Below are 22,218 nucleotides of genomic sequence, written 5' to 3'. Positions count from 1 at the left end.
TCATGCCGCGCGCCACGTTATTCCGCGTCGCCCTGCAAGCGGCGCTGCTTCACGGCTTGCGCCAGGTTTTCCAGCACGGCCACGCTGGCGCTCCAGTCGATGCAGCCGTCCGTGACGGACTGGCCATAGATCAATTCCTTGCCCGGGATCAAATCCTGGCGCCCCGCCACCAGGTGCGACTCCACCATCACGCCGACGATGCGGCCGTCGCCGCCCGCCACCTGCGCGGCGATGTCGGCGCACACGGGGATCTGGTTTTCCGGTTTTTTCGAGCTGTTCGCATGCGAGGCGTCGATCATCAGGCGCGCCGCCAGGCCTTGCGCCGCGATGGCCTTGCAGGCCTCGTCCACGCTGGCCGCGTCATAGTTCGGCGTTTTGCCGCCGCGCAAAATGATGTGGCAATCCTCGTTGCCGTTGGTCGAGACGATGGCCGAGTGGCCGCCCTTCGTGACGGACAGAAAATGGTGCGGCTGCGAGGCGGCCTTGATGGCTTCCACGGCGATTTTCACGTTGCCGTCCGTGCCATTCTTGAAGCCGACGGGACAGGACAATCCCGACGCCAGCTCGCGGTGCACCTGCGACTCCGTCGTGCGCGCGCCGATGGCGCCCCAGCTGATCAGGTCGGCGATGTATTGCGGGCTGATGACGTCGAGGAACTCGGTGCCTGCCGGCAAGCCCAGCTCATTGATATCGCGCAACAGTTCGCGCGCCATGCGCAAGCCGTCGTTGATGCGGAAGCTGTTGTCCATGTACGGATCGTTGATCAGGCCCTTCCAGCCCACTGTGGTGCGCGGCTTCTCGAAGTAGACGCGCATGACGATTTCCAGTTCGCCCGCGAAACGCGCGCGCTCCTTGACCAGCAGGCGCGCATATTCCATCGCCGCCTTGGTGTCGTGGATGGAGCAAGGCCCGATCACCACCATCAGGCGGTCGTCCTGGCCGTGCAGGATACGGTGCAGGGCAATGCGGGCGCTGGCGGCGGTCTGTTCGGCTTGCTCCGAGCAGGCGAATTCGCGGATCAGGTGGGACGGCGGGGTCAATTCCTTCATTTCGCGAATTCGCAAATCATCGGTGCGGGGCATCATTTTCTCCAAAATTTAAGGATGGGTAAAACATCTGGGTAAAAAAAAACCGCCATCAGTGGCGGTTTTTTAGAATTTGCTGGGATCTCGTTTTTTGCTGCTACGTGAACCGACCGCTACTCCACCGCCTTTGGGTTGGAATTGCTAAAGTAAAAATAAGCGGTAAAAAAGTGGCGAGCGAACATGCGAGTCATCCGTAAGTGATGAACGACTATAAACCTAAATCGCAAGGGTTGGCAAGCATATTTGTCGGCAAAGCCGCATGCCGCCGCCGTTTTACACTGCAAAATACGTCAAAAGGCATAAAAAGTTGCGCGCTGCAGGTGGGCCCCGGCTGGCCGACAACGCCGGGGCCGCCGTGGCGCGCACGCCACGCCAGCCCGTTTTGACCTTGGGAAGCGACGCACTCCTGATGTAGATCGAATCCCCGCCAGGCCGCACGGCCAAGACTGCAGGATGTACCTCACCTTTTTCTGTCTGACCTTCCGGAGACTCGCATGATCTACAAACAATCTGCCCATCCATTTTCACCGCCGCACATGGGCCTGGCTCTGGCAAGCGCCCTGCTCGCCCTGCCCGTCCTGGCACAGGAAGCGGCTCCCATTGCCCGCGTGGAAATCACCGGTTCGAACATCCGCCGCGCGCAGGCGGAAACGGCGTCGGCCGTGCAAACCCTGAACGCGGCCGACATTGAAAAATCGGGCAAGTCCAGCGTGGCCGAACTGCTGCAGACCCTGGCCGTCGACAACCAGGGTTCCGTCCCCACCACCTTCGGCAACGGCTTTGCCGCCGGCGCTTCCGGCGTGTCGCTGCGAGGTCTGGGCACGGCCTCGACCCTGGTACTGCTCAATGGCCGCAGAGTGGCGCCGTATGGCCTGGCCGACGATGGCCAGAAGGTCTTTGCCGACCTGAACATCATTCCCCTGGAAGCGGTGGAACGGGTGGAAATCCTCAAGGATGGCGCCTCGGCCATCTACGGTTCGGACGCCATCGCCGGCGTGGTCAACGTGATCCTGCGGCGCGACTATCAGGGCACGGCCATCAAGGGCAATTACGGCAAAACGAAGGAGTGGGACGGGCGCGACGCGCGCGCCGCCATCACGCACGGCTTCGGCGACATCGACAGCGACCGCTACAACGTGCTATTGAACCTCGAGTACAGCGAAAAGGCCGCTATCTGGAACCGCGACCGGGCCGGGCGAGGCGCCGTCGGCCGCAGCGACTTGCGCGACCTGGGCTTCAGCGCGCAGGAGTCGCTCAGCGGCGCGGGCGCCATCACCACCAACAACGCGGCCGGCAGCGCCGTCAACGGCAATGTGCGCAATCCCGACACGCTCGACTACTACAACCGCGGCAACCTGGCCGGCGTGGGCTTTACGCGCACCTTTCCCGGCGCCGCCTGCGGCAACTTCACCACGCATCCGCAGGGCGACCCGGGCGGCGGCTGCCTGACCGATGCCGCGCAGCAATACGGTCAGATCCAGCCCAAGCAAAAGAACATCAATTTCTTCGGCCGCGCCGCCTGGCAACTGACGCCTGCCCTGCAGACGTATGCCGAGCTGAACCTGTATCACAGCGAATCGCACTCGGCCACTACGCCCTCGACGGTCAGCGGTTCGGTCGGCTATCCGGGCGGGCCCGTCAGCAATGCGGGCGTCTCGCTCGGCGCCGCGCACCCGGACAATCCGTATTTCGGCACGGCGGCGCGGCTGCGCTACCTGGCGGCCGACGTGGGACCGCGCCTGTCGGAAGTCGATTCCACCTTCACGCGCTTCGTGGCCGGCATCAAGGGCGCCGTGGCGGGCTGGGATATCGACAGCGCCTTGCTGTACTCGCAGAACAAGGTCTCGAACGACTTGAACGGCTATCTGCAGCGCGACGTCGCCTTCGCCCTGCTCAACCCGACTGCCGCCAACGTGGCGGCGGCCAGCCTGAACCCCGCGTATGCGGCCTTGCCGGCCGGCAGCCTGTGGCGCATCGCGGAAAACGCGGGCCTCAATTCGCCCGCACTGTACGCGGCCCTGTCGCCGCGCATCTCGAACGACGCCAGGACGCATATCGCGCAGATCGACTTCAAGGCCAGCCGCGAGGTTGCCAAGCTCGACGGCGGTGGCCTGGGCGTGGCCGTGGGCGCGGAATTTCGCCACGAATCGACGGAACTCAAACCCACCACAGGCACGGAACGGGGCAATATCATCGGCCTCGGCTATTCCGCCTACAAGGGCAGCCGCAACGCCTCGGCCCTCTATGCCGAGGTGCTGGCGCCCGTGTTGAAAACCGTGGAGCTGTCAGGCGCCCTGCGCGCCGACCATTTCACGGACGTGGGCAATTCCTACACGCCGAAAGTGGGCGTGAAATGGACGCCCGTGCGCGAACTGGCCCTGCGCGGCACCTTTGCCAAGGGTTTCCGCGCTCCCAGCGCGGCGGAAAACGGCGTCGGCGGCCTGGCCGCGTTCTCCACCGCCAGCGATCCCCTGCGCTGCGCGCTGGGCGTGGAAGTGGCGTGCGATCCCGCGCCGATCGCCGTCATCACCTCGCCCAATCCGAAGCTGTCGCCAGAGCGTTCGCGCAGCTATTCCGTGGGCGCCGTGTGGGACCCGCTGCCACGCAGCAGCATTTCCGTGGACCTGTGGCAAATCCGCCGCAAGAATGAAATCAACCAGGAGCAAACGGATGCGGCCATTGCCGCCGGCAACGTGGCGCGCGACCCGTCCACGGCCACCGGCATTGCCGGCGATCCGGGCGCCATCACGGCCGTGCTGGCCAACTATGTAAATTCGGCGCAAACGACGGTGCGCGGCATCGATATCGACGCCCGCCAGCGCTTCAACCTGGACAACGGCTACGGCAGCCTAACCTTCGACCTGAAGTGGACGCACCTGTACAAATGGCTGCGCACGGAACGGGATGGCACGCAGCGCGATTTTGCTGGCACGCATGGCAATTGCGACGTGTCCAACTGCATGGGCACGCCGGACGACCGCGTCAACCTGGGCGCCACCTGGGAACGCCAGAACTGGCGGGTCACGGCCAACGTCAACTATCGCGCGCCGCTCGACAACGTGCTGTTCAAGAATGACCCGGACGGCTGCGCCACGCATTTCGCCGACGGCACGGACGCGCCGCGCGGCTGCCGCATCGCCTCGTTCACCTCGGTCGACCTGACGGCCCGCTGGCTGGCCACGCCCAAGCTGGAAGTGTATGCGACGATACAAAACCTGTTCGACAAGATCGCCCCGCTCGACCCGCTGACGTATGGCGCCACGGGCTACAACCCGCTCGACTACGCGGGCGCGGCGGGACGGTTCATCAGTGCGGGGGTGAAATACAAATTCTGAAAAATCGGGAGCGTAGGTCGGATTAGCGGGGCGCAGCCACGCGTAATCCGACAACCGTGTTGACGCGGCCGGCAGTGGTGTCGGGTTACGCGCCTTGCGCTAACCCGACCTACGCGAGCGCCATGTCAGAGAAAGTAGGCCGGATTGGCCCGGAGGGCGTAATCCTAAAATCGAATACAAATTCTGAAAAATCGGGAGCGTAGGTCGGATTAGCGGGGCGCAGCCACGCGTAATCCGACAACCGTGTTGACGCGGCCGGCAGTGGTGTCGGGTTACGCGCCTTGCGCTAACCCGACCTACGCGAGCGCCATGTCAGAAAAGCGTAGCTCGGATTAGCCCTGAGGGCGTAATCCGACAATCGAATACAAATTCTGAAAAATCGGGAGCGTAGGTCGGATTAGCGGGGCGCAGCCACGCGTAATCCGACAACCGTGTTGACGCGGCCGGCAGTGGTGTCGGGTTACGCGCTTTGCGCTAACCCGACCTACGCGAGCGCCATGTCAGAAAAGCGTAGCTCGGATTGGCCCGGGGGGCGTAATCCGACAATCGCGTTGGCCTCACAGTGTCCGAAAAATCAGGCAGTCCCGCCGACCGTGATGCCATCGAGGCGCAGGGTCGGCTGCCCCACGCCCACGGGCACGCTTTGCCCCTCCTTGCCGCATACGCCCACGCCCGAGTCGAGGCGCATGTCGTTGCCGATCATGGAGACGCGGTTGAGCACGTCCGGACCGTTGCCGATCAGGGTCGCGCCCTTCACCGGATAGCTGAGCTTGCCGTTTTCGATCATGTACGCTTCGCTGGCCGAAAAGACGAACTTGCCATTCGTGATGTCGACCTGGCCGCCGCCGAAGTTGACGGCATACAAGCCGTTTTTCACGGAAGCGAGGATCTCGCCCGGGTCCTTGTCGCCGCCCAGCATATACGTATTCGTCATGCGCGGCATGGGCAGATGGGCGAACGATTCGCGGCGCGCATTGCCCGTCACGGGCATCTTCATCAGGCGCGCATTCATCGTGTCCTGAATGTAACCCTTCAGGATGCCGTCTTCGATCAGGGTCGTGCACTGCGTAGGATTGCCCTCGTCGTCGATATTGAGCGAACCGCGCCGGCCAGCCAGGGTGCCGTCATCGACCACGGTGACGCCCTTGGCCGCCACGCGTTCGCCGATGCGTCCCGAAAACGCGGACGAACCCTTGCGGTTGAAATCGCCTTCCAGGCCGTGGCCGATGGCTTCGTGCAGCAGGATGCCGGGCCAGCCCGGTCCCAGCACGATGGTCATGGGCCCGGCGGGCGCGGGGCGCGCTTCCAGGTTGACCAGCGCCGAATTGACGGCGTCCGTTGCATATTGTTCCAGCACCGCATCGCTGAAATAGTCATAGCTGAAGCGCCCGCCGCCGCCGGCCGAGCCCGTTTCGCGGCGGCCGTTCTGTTCCGCGATCACGGTGAGTGACACGCGCACCAGCGGGCGGATGTCGGCCGCCAGCACGCCATCGCTGCGCAGCACCAGCACCACGTCGTACTCGCCGGCCAGCCCAGCCATCACTTGCACCACTCTGGGATCTTTCGCCCGCGCCATCTTTTCCACGCGCTCGAGCAGCTGCACCTTGGCCGTGGCGTCCAGCGAGGCGAGCGGATCGTCGGGCAGATACAGCGAGCGCCCGCCCTGCGCCAGCGTGCGCCCCGCAATCTTGATCTTGCCCGAACCGGCGCGCGCGATGGTGCGCGTGGCCGCCGCCGCTTCCAGCAGGGCCCGCTCGGAAATGTCGTCGGAGTACGCAAACGCCGTCTTGTCGCCGGACACGGCGCGCACGCCTACGCCCTGGTCGATGGAAAAGCTGCCCGTCTTGACGATGCCCTCTTCCAGGCTCCAGCCTTCGCTCCTGGTCGACTGGAAATACAGGTCGGCATAGTCGACCTTGTGCGTAAACATCGTGCCCAGGGCTTTGAGCAGCTTGTCTTCATCCAGGCCGAACGGCGTGAGCAGGATATCGCGCGCCACGGCAAGGCTGGACAGATTCGGTTCAAATGGCTTCATAGCTTCTTCTCAACATTCAATTTACATGGTGCGGTGTGCCAGCGCCGGCAAGGATTCGCGCACACCGGCCAGGAACACCAGATCGATCTCGCCGCTGACCACGCCCTCGCCTTCGGGCAGCACGGCGATCACTTCGCCCCACGGGTCGATCAGCATGCTGTGCCCCCACGTGCGGCGGCCGTTCGGATGCAGGCCACCCTGCGCCGAGGCCAGCACGTAGCACTGGTTTTCGATGGCGCGCGCGCGCAGCAGCACTTCCCAGTGGGCGCTGCCCGTCGTATGGGTAAACGCGGCCGGCACGACGATCAGCGCGCAATCGCCCATGGCGCGGTACAGTTCGGGAAAGCGCAGGTCGTAGCAGATGGACAAGCCGACCCGGCCGAACGGCGTCTCGATAGCGCGCACCTGCGCACCTGGCACGATGGTACGCGATTCGTTGTACGACTCGGTGCCGCGCGTAAAGCCGAACAGGTGGATCTTGTCGTAGCGGCCTGCCGGCTCGCCTTGCGGGTCGTATACCAGCGTGGTGTTCAGGACCTTGCCTTCCTGGCCCGAGATCAGGGGCAAGGTGCCGCCGATCAGCCAGATGCCGTGCCGGCGCGCCATCTGCGCCATGCCATCCTGGATCGGGCCGCTTCCGGGCTGCTCCGCGTGGGCCAGCTTGTCCGTTTCCTGCTGGCCCATGATGGCCCAGTATTCGGGCAGCACCACCAGCTGCGCGCCAGCGGCGGCGGCCTGCGCCACCAGGCGCCGCGCCGTGGCCAGGTTGTCTTCCACGGAAGGCGAGGAAACCATTTGTACTGCTGCGACTGTATGCATCATTGCCACCTCTTCTCCATTCGAACACCGCGCCTATTTCGCCACGGCCTCCGCCGCCGCTGCGGCAGGAACGGCAGGAGCGGCGACAGGTTCCAATTTACCACCATCGAGCTTGGTCACGACGGGCGATTTCCACGGGCCGGCGATCTGCATGTGGTAGGTGAGTGCCTTCATCACGGGCGCGCGCAGGAACAATTGCGCCAGGAAACTGCCCAGGCCGATGACGGGATTGACGGCCAGCGCGTACACGAGCGGGCCCGTGCCCAGGTTAAATTCGGGAATCACCACCACGTGCAAATTCGTCGTTTCATTGGCGATATCGGCCGTGCCATCCATCAGCACGGTGGCCGCCACGCCATGCATCTTGAGGTTATCGGTGGTCACCACGCCGCGCTTGATGCTGGCGTTGGCCGTGATGCCGTCAAAGGCCAGGCCTTCGGAAAATACGTCGTGGAAATCGAGTTTCAGCAGGCGGGGCAAGGCTTGCAGGCTGAGCACGCCCAACAGCTTGGCCGCGCCCGGGTCCTGTTTGAGGAACTGGCCCGATTCCACCTTCATCTCGATCTGTCCCGACAAGGTGGGGATGTCTAGCGAATACGGCAAGCCATTCCAGGCGATATCGCCGCTCAGACGACCCTTGCCGCGGCGCACCGTGTCGGCAAAGCCGAAGCGGTCGAGCAGCTTGCCCGCATCGACGATGTCGAGGCCGAATCGTAGGCTGGTCGTGCTTTGTCCATCCTTGATGACCCATTTGCCACTGCCGCTCAGCGCGCCATCGGCGTTCGACAGTTGCAGCTTACCCACGCGCCACTCGCGCCCGCCCGCCGCCATGGTGTTATAGGCCTGCAGCTCCAGCCGGCCGATCTTCTTGTTGAACAGTTCAAATTGCTCGGCAACGATATCGAGCGAGGGGATCGACTGGGCGCCACTCTTTCCTTCCAGCAAATTCTTCACGTCGTTGGCGGCCGACTCCGGAATGATCAGCGACGACAGGCGCGCCGTCATCTTGCCCAGGCCGGACGGCGTTTCCAGCCACGTCACATAGCCCGACACTTGTTTTGCGTCGATATTGGCTTGCCACACATCCTTTTGATGCGTGGCGCCGACCACGACGTTTTCCAGCTTGCGCTCGCCCAGCATCAGTTCGCTGGCACGGGCCGCCATCATGTCCGGCACCACGTATTGCGCGATATCGGGCGCATCGTCGGCGGCGCCGCTGTCGGCGGACGCCGGGGCACTGCCGGCGATCTCGCTGCCGGCGGCGATCCAGCTGTCCACGTCCAGGGTTTTCATGTTGACGTTAAGCATCATGCCGCTATCGGGTTCCGGCGCCTGCACGTTCACGCCGATGCCGCCGCGCACCAGGCGCCAGGCGTCCTTGCCCTGCTTCTGGCGCTGGTAGCGGGCAGCGATGCCGGAGCCGAGCGCAATGCGGATATCGTCCGTGCGCAGGCCTGCGCCGTTGGCCGCATTGCCCGTCAGGGTGAATTTCACGGGCAGGCTGTCGCCGGCAGGCTTTTTCAGGGGAGCGGGGAAATCCAGGCCCAGGCCAGTCAGCGGCGACTCGACATTGACCACCACCTGGTGGTCGCGCGCCGTGATCAAGCCGTTGTAGCGCGCGCCGCCATTCAAATGTTTCGCCAGGCGCTGCAGCACGGGCGCCGGATAGGTCTTGCGCAAGCCATCGATGGTCATGTTGCCGGCGATTTTCACCTGAATCGAGCTGTCCGCCTGCGTGCCGCCCGAGATGGCCAGCGGCCCGCCCAGCAAGCTGCCATTCAAGCCATTCAGGTTGACGCCCTTTTCATTGAACTCGATCTTGCCCTGCGTACCCAGCACGGGCGGCATATCGTGGAACAGCACCACGTCATTGCCGGCCAGCTGCAAGCTGCCCTGCACGGTCGACTCGAGCATGCGCTCGATCGGCAAGTGCAGTTTGAGGGCCAGCCTGGCGTTGCCCGTCGCCGTTGTTTCATCCGTGAAATGTTCGATCCAGCCCAGCACGGGGCTGGCCGTCACGTACTTGAGGAATTCCTGCATCGGGCCGGCCGCATTGCCTTCAATGTCGAGCAAGGTGTCGAAGACGGTGAGGTCGGGGATCACGGCTTTGACATTCGTCAAGGCCACGCCGCCCGTGGTGGCCGTGTCGCCGCGAATTTCCATGCGCGCCCGCTCGAATACAAAACTGCCCTTGATCTTTTCCGCCTGCGGCCACAGGGGCGCCTTGCCCGCCAGCGGACCGCTTTCCGCAAATTCGCCGGGCGCATAGTTCAGCTTGCCATTCTCGATCTTGCCGGCCACGCGGAAGTCGCCGCGATTGCGCTGGGCGGGCGTGTCGGCCTTGAAGGGGAAATGTTCGAGTTCGCCGCGCAGGCGCAGGCTGACATCGTGCGCCATGCCGCCTTCCAGCGCTCCCGTCAGCCAGTGACGCAGATGCTCGGGCGTTTGCAGCGGCAGGTAGCGGCCGATGGTGTTGATCTGGAAATTGTCGATCGTGCCCGTCAAATCGACCTGCCCCAGGTTCTTGCCGTCGAGCGGCATCCGGTGCGTGCCCTGCAAGGCGACGCGCAAGCCTTGCTGGTTGAAATCGAGTTTGTCCAGCCCGACTTGCAGCATATTGTCCGCCTCAAACTTCCAGCGCGCCTGCATGGCGAATTGTTCGAACGGCAAGGCCGGTTCGCTCAAGTACGTGGGCAATTGCAGCACCAGGTCCTGCGCATCGATTGCGATGCTGCCGCCCTTGTCGTTGGCGTCGATGCTGCCGGTGAGCTTATCGAAGCCGGGAATGGCGGGCGCGGCGGCCTGCGCGGGGCTGGTCGCCGTCTTCGCCACGGCCAGGCGCGCCGGCTGCGCATTCAGGCCCAGGTCGATGAGCTTGCCGCGCAAACGGTAGCTGGCGGGGGTGGCCATCTCGCCTTCCCATTGCGCTGAAAAATCCTGCAAACGCCCGCGCGGCGCCAGGGCGTCGAGGCGCTGGCGCTGCTGCTCGCCCAGCGGCAGCTTGTCGGCCAGCGCGGCCAGGGTTTGCAAATCGAGCGACTTGGCCGTGATTTCCGTGCGCGCCGGCCTGCGTTTGGTGGCGGCGACAAAGCGTTCGGACAAGGTCGTGGGCGGCAGGCTGAGGCCATCGCGGGTTTCCACCGCGAAATTCGTCAATTCCACCTGATGGCCATTCGCGCCAAAGGTGGGCTTGCCGTCGGGCACCTGCGCAGACAGCTCTTCTTTGGCCGAAATGCGCCCGCTGACCGACAGCAGGTCGAGCGGCGCGATGTGCTCGCCCAGCTGCGCCTGCACATCGGTCAAGCCCACATCGGCCGTGAAGCCGGCCAGGCGCGCGTGATCCAGGCTCAACCAGGCGCGCAGCGCGCCCTTGCCCTGGCTCAGTTCGAATGGATAATCGAGATAGCGGCGCCAGGCCGCCAGGTCGGCGTTTTTCAGGTCGGCGTACAGCTCGCCCTTCCACATCGACACATCGGAAATGCGCGTGCTGAAAGGCGGATGCGTGAAGTGAGCGCGCACATCGATGGGCGCGGCCAGCCTGGCGGGCGGCGTGGCCTGCAAGCCCAGCCTGTGGCTGCGCCAGCGGTTGCGCAGCAGCAGATTGACCTGGGATAAAGCCAGCTCCGGTGTGCCGCGCGCTTCATCGGTCCAGCGCACCTTGCCGTCGCGAATGATGATGTCATGCTGCGACAGCAGCCAGTCGGCGCCCTTGCCATCGCTGCCCTGCTTGCTGTCGACGAGCACGCCGGCCACATACAGCTTGCCATCCTTGCTGCGCCGTACGTCCAGGTCGGGCCGCGTGATTTCCAGGGTGGTGAAGCGCACGGAACCGAACACGCTCCACCACGACACGGTGGCCGATATGCTCGGCAGGCTCAGCGCCTGGCGGCCCGCCTGGTCGCGCAGGGTCACGTCGCCGAAGAAGAGATTGGGCCGCACGCCATGCCAGGAGGCATAAATACGCGCGATGCTGACAGGGTTGCCCAGCGCGCGACTGGCCGCCCGCTCGATATCGCCTTTGTAATAATCGATATTCGGCAGGATCGCGTAGCGCAGGAATAAAAACAGCACGGCGAAGGCGAAATACGCGAGCAGCACCAGTTTGATGGTAAAACCCAGCACATGGTGGGTAGCCAGGTTGGCCAGGCGATAGGCGGCACGCAGCCGCTGCCAGCGCAGGGCCAAGGGCACATGCTCTGTCACGTTTGCTTCTGGCGGTTTTTGCATCAATAAGCTAATAAACTGGCCCGGCGTCAAATAATGGCAAAAATCGTCTGCATTCGTGGTGCGCGCCTGCATCCTTGCGCTTGCGTCTGAGCAAAGCCTCCCTTACCATCGTTCGGAAGAGCACGCACTACCGGCGGTATTGGGCCGGCGGCACAATTTTACCGCATCCCCCGCCGTTCGCAGCCAAGTTAAACAAGAACATGCACGCAGCATCCACGAGACCCTACCGATACCATGAGCACACAGCCTTTGATCTCCGCCTCCCGTTTCTACCAGCGCTGGCTGGACGCCGCCCCCGAGCGCGCCGCGCAGGTAGCGCAACTGGCGCGCGCACCATTGGACGGGCTCGACTTTGCCGCCGCGTTGGCCGAGCAATCGAACGCCGCCACGCCGCCGCTGCCGCCAGAGCGGGCCATGCGCCGCCTGCGCAATCTGCTCGTCTGCGGCCTGATCGCGCGCGATCTTGGCGGCCAGGCGGACTTGAATGAAGTCGTCACGGCCATGACGGGCTTTGCCGATTTTGCCATCCGCACGCATGTGGACGCCATCATGGCCGAAATGGTGGCCCTTCACGGCATGCCTGTCGGCGAGGAATCGGGCGAGGAACAGGCCTTGATGGTGCTGGCGATGGGCAAGCAGGGCGGCGGCGAACTCAACGTCTCGTCCGATATCGACCTGATTTTTGTCTACCCGGAAGATGGCGACACGCAAGTCACCGTAGCGGGCCAGCGCAGCCTGTCGAATCACGAGTTTTTCATTCGCATGGGCAAGAAACTGATCGCCGCCCTGGCCGAGATCACGCAGGACGGATTTACCTTCCGCGTGGACATGGCCTTGCGTCCGAACGGCAACTCGGGTCCGCTGGCAGCCAGCCTGGGCATGGTGGAGCAATACCTGATCGTGCAGGGACGCGAATGGGAGCGCTACGCCTGGGTCAAGGCGCGCGCCGTGACGGGCAAGGCGGACGATATCGCTGCGCTCGACGCCATCGTGCGGCCCTTCGTCTTCCGCCGCTACCTCGATTTCGGCGTCATCGACGCCATCCGCACCATGCACGGCCAGATCCGCGCCGAGGTCAACCGCCAGGAACGGCTGCATCCGGACCGCAGCAACAACGTCAAGCTGGGCCGTGGCGGTATCCGCGAAATCGAATTCCTGGCCCAGGTATTCCAATTGATACGCGGTGGGCGCGACGCCGAGCTGCGCGAGCGCTCCACGCGCGCCACCCTGCGCACGGTGGCGGAAAAAGGGTTACTGGAGCCAGCCATCGTGGAGCAACTGCTCGCTTCCTACACGTTCCTGCGCAACCTCGAACACCGGCTGCAATACCTGGACGATGCGCAAACCCACACCCTGCCCGCCAGCGAGGCCGACCGCCTTGTGGTGGCGCAGATGATGGGCTTGCCCGACACGTCCACCCTGCTGGCCCGGCTGGAAGCGCACCGCGTGTTTGTCGCCGGCCAGTTCGATGAAATGTTCAGCGACAAGAGCAGCGGCACGCCGCCGGCCGACACGGGCATCGACCCGCAGACGTCGAACGACTGCGCCGCATCCGACCAGCAGGAAGCCATCGAAGCGCGCTTTGCCGCCATGGGTTTCCACGAGCCGGCAGCCTGCGCGCGCCGTTTGCTGGCCACGTGGCAGGCGCCCCGTTTGCAATCCCTGCCCGAGGCGAGCCGCACGCGTTTGGTGGCCCTCGTCAATTCGGCCTTGCCCCTGATCACCGATTGCTCCGTGTCCAACGGTAACGCCAGCCAGCTGGCCACCCTGGGCCGGCTGCTCGATTTCCTGGAAGCCATCGCGCGGCGATCGGCTTATCTGTCATTGTTGACAGAGTACCCGCACACGCTGGAACGCGTGGTGCGCATGGTGTGCGCCAGCGGCTGGGCCGCCACCTTCCTCACGCAACACCCTATCTTGCTCGATGAACTGTTGGACGAACGCATCCGCAACACGGTGCCCGATCCGGCCGCGCTGGCGCTGGACCTGCAGCGCCAGCTCGACGACGCGCCCGGCGACACGGAGCGGCAGATGGATATCTTGCGTGAAATGCACCACGCACAGCTGTTCCAGTGCCTGGCGCAAGACCTGGCGGGCGACCTCAGCGTGGAAAAGCTGGCCGACTACCTGTCGCAGCTGGCCGACATCATCGTCGCCGCCACCGTGCAAGCCGTGTGGCAGACCTTGCCCACGCGCCACCGCGAGGTGCCGAAATTCGCCGTCATCGCGTATGGCAAGCTGGGCGGCAAGGAACTGGGTTATGTCTCCGACCTCGACGTCATCTTCCTCTTCGATGACGACGACCAGGACGCGCCCGGCCTGTACGCCAAGCTCGCGCAGCGCTTCATTACCTGGATGACCTCGCACACGTCGGCCGGCATCCTGTTCGACATCGACATCGCCCTGCGCCCCGACGGCGCCTCGGGCATGCTGGTGTCCAGCGTGCAGGCCTTCGAGCGCTACCAGGGCAGCGCGGCCTGGGTGTGGGAACACCAGGCGCTCACGCGTGCGCGCTTTTGCGCGGGCGACGTCAGCATCGGCAAGCATTTCGAACGCATCCGCGACTCAATCCTGCGCAAGGAACGCCCGGAAAACGGCCCGCTCAAGGGCGAAGTGGTGGCCATGCGCAAGAAGATGCTCGATGCCCACCCTCCCCGTCCCGGCAGCTTTGATCTGAAACAGGATCCGGGCGGCATGATCGACATCGAATTCATGGTGCAATATCTGGTACTGCAGCACGCGGCGCAATACCCGCAGCTGACGGCCAATTCGGGCAATATCGCCCTGCTGCGCCTGTGCGGCGAGCTGGGACTGATCGACGCCCAGCTGGCCGGCCTGGTCGCCGATGCCTACCGCGCGCTGCGCAAGCTGCAGCATCAGCTGCGCCTGCAAGGGCAAGACCTGGCCCGCGTGGAACCGGAGCGCGTGCGCGTGCATGCGGAGAATGTGATGCGCCTGTGGCAAGCCATCTTCGGCGCCGCTGCCTGAGGCCGGCCCGGACATGCCACTTCATTACCTGTCCCGCCTGAGCGGATCGGCGCGCGATACGCAAGCCAACCTGCAGCTGGGCTGCGTGCTGGCGCTGGTGGCCGGCGCCGTGAATGCGGGCGGCTTTCTCGCCATCGGCGGCTATACCTCGCACATGACGGGCATCGTCTCGGGCATGGCCGATGACTTGGCGCTGGGCAATATCACGGTGGCCCTGGCCGCGCTGGGCGCGTGGCTGGCCTTCGTCAGCGGCGCGGCCGTGACGGCCATCATGGTGAACTGGGGCAAGCGGCGGCGCCTGCACAGCCAGTTTGCCGCCAGCCTGCTGCTGGAAGCGGCCTTGCTGCTGCTGTTCGGCTTGACGGGCAATTACCTGGCCGCCATGCCCGACGTGCTGGGCCCCGTCACCATCTTGCTGCTGTGCTTTGTGATGGGCTTGCAAAACGCCATCATCACCAAGATTTCGGGCGCCGTCATCCGCACCACGCACGTGACGGGCCTGTCCACCGATATCGGTATCGAACTGGGCAAGATGGCGTATTACAACCGGCGCCACCTGCCGGACCGCATGGTCAAGGTCAACCGCGGCAAGCTGCGAACGCACAGCCTGCTGATCAGCTGCTTCTTCATCGGCGGCGTCAGCGGCGCACTGGCCTTCAAGCACATCGGCTTTCCTGCCGCCACCATCCTGCTCGCCGGCGTGCTGACCCTGCTGTCGGGCGTGCCCGTGCTGCGCGACTTGCGCCTGCTGTGGCGCTTCTACCGGCGCCGCCTGCACGCGCAACGCTGACAAAAATATTTTTCTTTATGGCAATATTTATCTGATTTTAATGCTAATATTTTTCTGCGCCCGGCGGGCCCATCCTGCCTGCCACGGCGGCCTTTTGATTTGACACCCTGCCGTTGTCCAACATTGAAAGCGAGAAAAATGATTTCCATTAAAAAAGCCCTGTTTGTCTTTGCCATCGCCGTCGGCGCCGCAGCTTCGTTCTCCAGCACGGCCGCCGTGCGCGCGTGGGTCCCGTCGGAAAACTGCGATTACATCCTCAATATGTGCTACCAGGGCGTCGAGGCGTCGTGCGAGCAGTGGCGCAACCAGTGCGAACCGAGGGAATAAACCGGCAACAGCCGAAAAAAAACGCCCCGGAGGGCGTTTTTTCTTATGCGGTCAAAAATTACTTGGCCGACATCAGTGCAACGGTGGTGTCGAGCATGCGGTTCGAGAAACCCCACTCGTTGTCGTACCACGACGATACTTTCACCAGACGGCCCGACACTTTGGTCAGGGTCGAATCGAAGTTCGACGAAGCCGGGTTGTGGTTGAAGTCGATCGAGACCAGCGGTTCGGTCTGGTACGTCAGGATGCCTTCCAGTGCGCCTTCCGAAGCGGCCTTCATCAGCGCATTGACTTCTTCCACGGTGGTGTCGCGCTTGGCGATGAACGACAGGTCGACCAGCGACACGTTGATGGTCGGCACGCGGATGGCGAAACCGTCCAGCTTGCCATTCAGCTCAGGCAGGACCAGGCCCACGGCGGCAGCGGCGCCCGTCTTGGTCGGGATCATGCTCATGGTGGCCGAACGGGCGCGGCGCAGGTCTTCATGCATCACGTCGGACAGCACCTGGTCGTTGGTGTAGGCGTGCACGGTGGTCATCAGGCCCGTTTCGATGCCGATGGCGTCGTTCAATGGCTTGACCAGCGGTGCCAGGCAGTTGGTGGTGCACGAAGCGTTCGAGATGACGGTGTCGGTCGATTTCAGCACCGAGTGGTTCACGCCAAACACGACGGTCGCATCGACGTCCTTGCCGCCTGGTGCCGAGATGATGACTTTTTTCGCGCCGCCCTTCAGGTGAGCCGAAGCTTTCTCTTTGGTGGTGAAGAAGCCCGTGCATTCCAGCACGACGTCCACGCCCAGCTCGCCCCATGGGATTTCAGCAGGGTTGCGCTGTGCGAATACGCGGATCGGATCGCCATTGACGATCATGTTGTCGCCTTCGACGGTGACCGTGCCCGGGAACTTGCCGTGCGCGGTATCGTAGCGGGTCAGGTGGGCGTTCGATTTGGCATCGCCCAGGTCGTTGATGGCAACGATCTGGATATCCTGTTTCTTGCCGCCTTCGTAGAAAGCGCGCAACACATTACGGCCGATGCGGCCGTAGCCATTGATTGCAACTTTGATCGTCATACTCTGCTCCTGATTAAAAAAGAAGGTACATGCACGCCCCCGGCGAGTGCTTCGCCAGGACCGTTAAAAATCAATATTAGCCAGCGATAACGGCTTTCACCTTGGCGACGACGTTCTCGACCGTGAAGCCGAAGTGCTTGAACAACACGCCGGCCGGCGCCGATTCGCCAAACGTGTCGATACCGACCACGGCGCCTTCCAGGCCCACGTATTTGTACCAGAAGCTGGTCACGCCCGCTTCGATGGCCACGCGCGGCACACCTTTCGTCAGCACGCTGGCCTTGTAGGCGGCGTCCTGACGGTCGTACACGTCGGTCGACGGCATCGACACCACGCGCACATTGATGCCTTCCGAGGCCAGCGCGCTGGCGGCGGCGACGGCCAGTTCCACTTCGGAACCGGTGGCGATCAGGATCGCCTTGGCGTCGGCTACGTCGTTCAGCACATAGCCGCCGCGGTAGATGTTCTCGATCTGTTCGGCGCTACGCTCCTGGTACGGCAGGTTCTGGCGCGAGAAGATCAGGGTCGACGGGCCATCCTTGCGGCGCACGGCGGCGCCCCAGGCGGCGGCCGACTCGACTGTGTCGCACGGACGCCAGTTGTCCAGGTTCGGGATCAGACGCATCGACGAGACGTGCTCGACCGATTGGTGCGTCGGGCCGTCTTCGCCCAGGCCGATCGAATCGTGGGTGAACACGAAGATCGAACGCAGTTTCATCAGGGCGGCCATGCGCAGCGCGTTGCGGCTGTAGTCGGAGAACGTCAGGAACGTGGCGCCGAACGGGATGTAGCCGCCGTGCAGGGTGATGCCGTTCATGATGGCGCTCATGCCGAATTCGCGCACGCCGTAGTTGATGTGGTTGCCAGGCTGGCCCGAACGCACGGCCACGCACTCTTTCCAGTTGGTCAGATTCGAACCGGTCAGGTCGGCCGAGCCGCCGAGGAATTCCGGCAGGGACGACGCCAGCGCCTGGATGGCGTTCTGGCTGGCCTTGCGGGTGGCGATGTTTTCTTTCTTTTCCACGCAGGAAGCGATGGCGGCGCTCAGTGCCGCTTCGAATGCCTGTGGCAATTCACCCTGCATGCGGCGGTTCAGTTCAGCGGCTTGCTGCGGGAATTCGCGGCTGTAGGCGGCAAAGCGCTCGTTCCAGTCCGCTTCCAGCAGGGCGCCTTGTTTCTTGGCATCCCAGGCCGCGTACACGTCGGCCGGCATTTCAAATGGTGCGGCATCCCAGCCGATGTATTCGCGCACGGCGGCGATTTCCTTGTCGCCCAGCGCGGCGCCGTGGACCTTGTCGCCGCCTTGCAGGTTCGGCGAACCCTTGCCGATGATGGTCTTGCAGCAGATCAGGGTTGGCTTCGACGCGGTCTTGGCGGCGGCGATGGCGGCAGCCACGGCGGCGACATCGTGGCCGTCGACGGCGCGGATGACGTTCCAGCCGTACGCTTCGAAGCGGGCCGGGGTGTCGTCCGTGAACCAGCCTTCGACTTTGCCGTCGATGGAAATGCCGTTGTCGTCGTACAGGGCGATCAGTTTGTTCAGGCCCAGAGTGCCGGCCAGCGCGCACACTTCGTGCGAAATACCTTCCATCAGGCAGCCATCACCGACGAAGGCGTAGGTGTAGTGGTTGACGATGTCGTAGCCAGGCTTGTTGAATTCAGCGGCCAGCAATTGCTCCGACAGGGCCATGCCGACGGCATTGGCGATGCCCTGGCCCAGCGGGCCGGTGGTCGTTTCCACGCCTGGCGTGACATCGACTTCCGGGTGGCCCGGGGTTTTCGAATGCATCTGGCGGAAGGCCTTGATGTCCTCCATCGACAGGTCGTAACCGGTCAGGTGCAGCAGCGCGTAGTGCAGCATCGAGCCGTGACCGTTCGACAACAGGAAACGGTCGCGGTTTTGCCATTTCGGGTTTGCGGGATTGTGGCGATAGTGACCACTCCACAGGGCAACTGCGATCTCGGCCATGCCCATCGGCATGCCTGGATGGCCGGAATTGGCCTTTTGTACAGCGTCCATTGCCAGTGCGCGGATCGCATTGGCCATTTTGGTAGTCGGGAGCGTAGTTGTCATGATGGTGTGGGTCAGTCGCGGAGTTTAAATTCGTTTGCAGCGCAGCTGGGCGCAGTCAGAGCTATGTATTTTACCAGACCAACAAGGGGAAAAATCAAACCGCGCAACGCCGCCGCCGCAGGTTGTGCCCCTTGCGCCCGGCAGGGACGAAAAAAAACCGGGCCAGGCCCGGTTTTTCGCGACTTACGCCGCTGCGGAGCGCGCCGCAAATCGGCCCGCCCCACCCGTCAGTCTATCCTCACGTCATTTGAAGGAGTACGACGCCGACATGTAGATGTAGCGGCCACGCGGATTGCCGTAGGCGGTGTCGTAGCCGATGTTCGACGATGGATCGAACGCCGGCGCACGGTCGAACACGTTATTGACGCCACCGCGCAGCACCAGGTTCTTGAAGCCGCTGTAGGACAGCGAGGCGTCAACCAGGGTCGCGCTCGGGATCATCAGGCCGTTCGCGTACTCGTCGTAGTAAAGGTTGATCGTCGCCGACGGTGTCCGGTCCACATGGTAATGCGAGGTGAAGTTGGCGCTCGTCGTCGCCGCCCAAGCACCGCGGTCCCAGTTGACGCCCAGCTTGGCCAGCAGCTTAGGATAGCCGTATTCACCGGCCTCGCAGGCCGTGTTGTTGGCGCAATTGATCGCCGGATCGTCAGGCAGCAGCGCGCGGTCGTAGGACAGTGTGTAGCTCGCCTCGCCGAACACCTTGAAACGTCCCATCTCGGCCGTGCGCAACGTGTACGACGCTTCGACATCCAGACCGTCGGTGGTGACCTTGCTGCGGTTGATCAGACCAACCTGCAGCTGCTTCAGGCGACCTACCAACGGACCCAGCGTCGCGCGCTGGGCGGCGCTCAGCGCGTTATACCTCTCCTGGTCTTCCGCCGTCACGGCGTAGCGTGTGACAGCGTCCTTGTACTGACCATCCTCGCCCGCCAACACGGTTTCGTTGTCAAGATTCTCGACCCGATCGTTCCATTTGATATTCCAGTAAGTTAAACCCAGCGTCAGGTTCTTGATCGGTTCGGCGACTACGCCCAGGTTGAACTGCTTCGATTTTTCGGGCTTCAAATCCTTCGTGCCGGACAGCAGAGACAGCGCCGAACCGCTGCAAGCGGTGTCAAAATACGAGTCACCCACGATGCAACGCTTCGGATCCTTGGTCGCGACGAAACCGCCGCGGCCTTCGTTAAAGCGCTGCGACAGCGTCGGCGCGCGGAAACCGGTGCTGTAGCTGGTGCGGAACATCAAGTTCGGCAAGGCGGTCCAGCGCAGGCCAAGCTTCGGATTGGTGGTACCGCCAGCCAACTGGTAGCGATCATAGCGGACTGCCGCCTGCGCTTCCAGGTTTTTCAGCAGCGGCAGGGCCAACTCGCCGAACACGGCGCCGAGCGACTCAGAGCCGTCGATGCCGCGCAGGGTTGAATAGATGCCGATCGCGCCATCGCGCCAAGCCTGCGACGGATCGTAGCTGAGCTTCTCGCGCTTGTACTCGGCACCGACGGCCACACCGATCTTGCCGCCGGGCAGTTGGCCAAATTCGCTGGAAGCCGTCACCTTAGCAAAGTCCGTCGAGGACTTGGTCTTGGTGTACTGGTCGGCCGCCAGTTCGTTGATGATCTGCTCCGAATTATGGTTGCCGCCGAAGGGGTTGAACTTGCCCTGCGCCAGGTAACTCTGCAATTTATCGTGCATGAAGGAGCCGTACACGCGCGTTTCGCCCTTCTCTTGGCTGTGGCCCACAGACACGGTCCAATCCCAGTTGGCTGCGCGGCCGGTGGCGCCGCCGACCAGCCAGGTGGTGTCAACATTGGTGCCCGTACCACCCTCGGCGGCAGGGAAGAGGCGGCGGATATTGACCGGCACGCCGTAGGTATTGAAGGGGTTGTTCGCAGCCACACGCAGCACGCCGGAGCGGTCGGCATTTTGGATCCAGGCCGGCGAGCCTTGGATGCGCGTGTCGAAGTGGTTGTAAAACAGATTGGCGAACAACGACACATCCGGCGTCAAATCCCAGTTCGCCGTGACCGCCCCGCCGTAGCGTGTGGACGGACGCACCAGGTCTATCGACTCAGCGGCGGAATACAGGCAGGAGCTGCGATTCGGCGCAGCCACCCATTCCGGCGCATCCGGATAGGGCTTGCTGTGGGCCGCGTCGCACTCCGGATCGGGCATGCGTTGCGAACCGCCCAGCGATATGGTGCCGGGATCGCGGCCCTTGGCGCCGTACACGCCACCCTGATACAGGCCGCCCTTGTGGCCGGTGAAATCGGTACTGTTCGCCCAATCGCGGTCGACGCCGTGGATGGCCTTGGTTTTTTCGTACGAAGCCGAATAAGTCACGTTGAATTTCTGTGCATCACGGTCGCCGAAACCGCCGGACACGGATACCTTATGGTTTTGCCCGTCGCCATAGGTGGTCGAACCAGTGCTAGCGTCGAGGGTCAAGCCCTGGTAATCCTTGCGCAGGATGAAGTTGATGACGCCGCCGACGGCATCGGTGCCGTAAATGGCCGAGGCGCCGTCCTTGAGCACATCGATGCGCTCGATGGCCGACAGCGGAATGGCATTCAGATCGACCGAGGTCTGGCCGCTGTACTCGTCCGAACCGGATGCCGGCAGGCGATAGCCGTTCAACAGGATGAGGGTCGGCAGGCCGCGCAGCGAGACGCTGGTGGCGCCGTTTCGGAAGGAACTCGACGTCGCCAGCTCACCGCCGTTACCGCCCGCAGAAGTCAGGTTGCGCATCAGATCCAGCACCGACGTCGCGCCCGAACGGGCAATCGATTCGCGCGTCATCACGGTGATCGGGGAAATACCTTCGGCTTCGATGCGTTTGATACTCGAACCGGTGATTTCGACGCGCTGCACCTTAGGCACCGGCGCATCGATCGCGTCCTGCGCATGCACGCTCATCGTTGCGACGCCAGCGAACGCGGCCAACGCCAATCTCACCACCTGCACACTCTTTTTCTCGCGAAACATCATAACTTATTCCTTTTCATGATCCCTGATATCACTTATAAGCGATTAGTTTGTATTTTTATAATCACTTAAATCTCTCATGGTCTTGCGAAACACTGCAAGGCCCCTCCCGCTGCAGCTACAGTGTCATACTTTTCCAACCAATTTAAGCTGACCGCAACGCACCCAGGGTCATAAGTCCAGGCATTGAAACGCGCGGCGTCTCCCCATACCATACCGAATCACATCACGGACGACATTGCTGGAAACAATTGATGTCGTTCAATACAACTTGTATAGTCATCAAACCACGCTAAAAGTATCACTGTCAATAATGCAATGATTCATGAAGTCAAAAAACAACATTTCGTTTTAGTCAGCTTGTTATCTCCACGTAATTTCCCGCCCCGGATGCGCCGCGCGCAGGCCTGGCGGCAAGAATTTCACCCGGCCGCGCGCAGCGGCACTAAAATTGCACCCTCGAGTCGCAGCTGCGCGCGCCCCACCCGCG

The 22,218-nt window shown here is 63.2% G+C and carries 11 protein-coding genes; 4 read left to right on the top strand and 7 right to left on the bottom strand.

What is annotated here, in order from left to right:
* Positions 1–17: 17 nt before the first annotated feature.
* On the bottom strand, positions 18–1,082 hold the full coding sequence (gene aroG / locus ACQ4W4_RS13635) for a 3-deoxy-7-phosphoheptulonate synthase AroG (protein ID WP_436542456.1): 1,065 nt from the start codon (positions 1,080–1,082) through the stop codon (positions 18–20).
* Between the two features lie 497 nt (positions 1,083–1,579).
* Between aroG and ACQ4W4_RS13630 the strand changes: the two genes are divergently transcribed.
* Positions 1,580–4,420 carry a TonB-dependent receptor gene (locus ACQ4W4_RS13630; protein WP_436542455.1) on the top strand — a complete coding sequence of 947 codons (2,841 nt, stop codon included), beginning with the start codon at positions 1,580–1,582 and terminating at the stop codon, positions 4,418–4,420.
* A gap of 574 nt (positions 4,421–4,994) precedes the next feature.
* Here the strand turns inward: ACQ4W4_RS13630 and tldD are convergent.
* The 3 genes from tldD to ACQ4W4_RS13615 are packed head-to-tail and all read right to left on the bottom strand — an operon-like array spanning position 4,995 to position 11,477.
* Positions 4,995–6,455, bottom strand: coding sequence for a metalloprotease TldD (gene tldD, locus ACQ4W4_RS13625; protein WP_436542454.1), 1,461 nt, complete (start codon positions 6,453–6,455; stop codon positions 4,995–4,997).
* A gap of 21 nt (positions 6,456–6,476) precedes the next feature.
* The gene (locus ACQ4W4_RS13620; protein ID WP_436542453.1) at positions 6,477–7,277 is read right to left on the bottom strand and encodes a carbon-nitrogen hydrolase family protein; all 801 of its coding nucleotides are present in this window, start codon (positions 7,275–7,277) and stop codon (positions 6,477–6,479) included.
* Positions 7,278–7,307: 30 nt separating this feature from the next.
* Positions 7,308–11,477 (bottom strand): YhdP family protein, encoded by a 4,170-nt coding sequence (locus ACQ4W4_RS13615; RefSeq protein WP_436542452.1) that lies wholly within the window; start codon positions 11,475–11,477, stop codon positions 7,308–7,310.
* A 258-nt stretch (positions 11,478–11,735) separates the two neighbouring features.
* Here ACQ4W4_RS13615 and glnE point away from each other — a divergent pair, with 258 nt between their 5' ends.
* The 3 genes from glnE to ACQ4W4_RS13600 all read left to right on the top strand — a co-directional run bounded on the left by glnE (position 11,736) and on the right by ACQ4W4_RS13600 (position 15,606).
* On the top strand, positions 11,736–14,489 hold the full coding sequence (gene glnE, locus ACQ4W4_RS13610) for a bifunctional [glutamate--ammonia ligase]-adenylyl-L-tyrosine phosphorylase/[glutamate--ammonia-ligase] adenylyltransferase (RefSeq protein WP_436542451.1): 2,754 nt from the start codon (positions 11,736–11,738) through the stop codon (positions 14,487–14,489).
* A 13-nt stretch (positions 14,490–14,502) separates the two neighbouring features.
* Entirely contained in the window at positions 14,503–15,279 is a 777-nt protein-coding gene (locus ACQ4W4_RS13605) for a YoaK family protein (protein ID WP_436542450.1), read from the top strand.
* 138 nt (positions 15,280–15,417) lie between these two features.
* Positions 15,418–15,606, top strand: coding sequence for a hypothetical protein (locus ACQ4W4_RS13600; RefSeq protein ID WP_436542449.1), 189 nt, complete (start codon positions 15,418–15,420; stop codon positions 15,604–15,606).
* Between the two features lie 58 nt (positions 15,607–15,664).
* Here ACQ4W4_RS13600 and gap read toward each other — a convergent pair whose 3' ends face one another.
* From gap to ACQ4W4_RS13585, 3 genes are all read right to left on the bottom strand, one after another.
* Entirely contained in the window at positions 15,665–16,675 is a 1,011-nt protein-coding gene (gene gap, locus ACQ4W4_RS13595) for a type I glyceraldehyde-3-phosphate dehydrogenase (RefSeq protein WP_010395244.1), read from the bottom strand.
* Between the two features lie 76 nt (positions 16,676–16,751).
* Positions 16,752–18,749 (bottom strand): transketolase, encoded by a 1,998-nt coding sequence (gene tkt / locus ACQ4W4_RS13590; protein ID WP_436542448.1) that lies wholly within the window; start codon positions 18,747–18,749, stop codon positions 16,752–16,754.
* Between the two features lie 243 nt (positions 18,750–18,992).
* Positions 18,993–21,731 (bottom strand): TonB-dependent receptor, encoded by a 2,739-nt coding sequence (locus tag ACQ4W4_RS13585; RefSeq protein WP_436542447.1) that lies wholly within the window; start codon positions 21,729–21,731, stop codon positions 18,993–18,995.
* Positions 21,732–22,218 lie beyond the last annotated feature (487 nt).

The organism is Janthinobacterium glycogeni, from assembly GCF_051380725.1.
Taxonomy (GTDB): domain Bacteria; phylum Pseudomonadota; class Gammaproteobacteria; order Burkholderiales; family Burkholderiaceae_D; genus Janthinobacterium.
This window is presented reverse-complemented; position numbering and strand designations above follow the sequence as displayed.

What these genes read in the sequence shown, in the direction of transcription:
- aroG (WP_436542456.1), bottom strand. Translation starts at nt 1,082, where the DNA reads ATGCCCCGCACCGATGATTTGCGAATTCGCGAAATGAAGGAATTGACC.
- ACQ4W4_RS13620 (WP_436542453.1), bottom strand. Translation starts at nt 7,277, where the DNA reads ATGATGCATACAGTCGCAGCAGTACAAATGGTTTCCTCGCCTTCCGTG.
- gap (WP_010395244.1), bottom strand. Translation starts at nt 16,675, where the DNA reads ATGACGATCAAAGTTGCAATCAATGGCTACGGCCGCATCGGCCGTAAT.
- ACQ4W4_RS13605 (WP_436542450.1), top strand. Translation starts at nt 14,503, where the DNA reads ATGCCACTTCATTACCTGTCCCGCCTGAGCGGATCGGCGCGCGATACG.
- ACQ4W4_RS13630 (WP_436542455.1), top strand. Translation starts at nt 1,580, where the DNA reads ATGATCTACAAACAATCTGCCCATCCATTTTCACCGCCGCACATGGGC.
- ACQ4W4_RS13585 (WP_436542447.1), bottom strand. Translation starts at nt 21,731, where the DNA reads ATGATGTTTCGCGAGAAAAAGAGTGTGCAGGTGGTGAGATTGGCGTTG.
- glnE (WP_436542451.1), top strand. Translation starts at nt 11,736, where the DNA reads ATGAGCACACAGCCTTTGATCTCCGCCTCCCGTTTCTACCAGCGCTGG.
- tldD (WP_436542454.1), bottom strand. Translation starts at nt 6,455, where the DNA reads ATGAAGCCATTTGAACCGAATCTGTCCAGCCTTGCCGTGGCGCGCGAT.
- tkt (WP_436542448.1), bottom strand. Translation starts at nt 18,749, where the DNA reads ATGACAACTACGCTCCCGACTACCAAAATGGCCAATGCGATCCGCGCA.
- ACQ4W4_RS13600 (WP_436542449.1), top strand. Translation starts at nt 15,418, where the DNA reads ATGATTTCCATTAAAAAAGCCCTGTTTGTCTTTGCCATCGCCGTCGGC.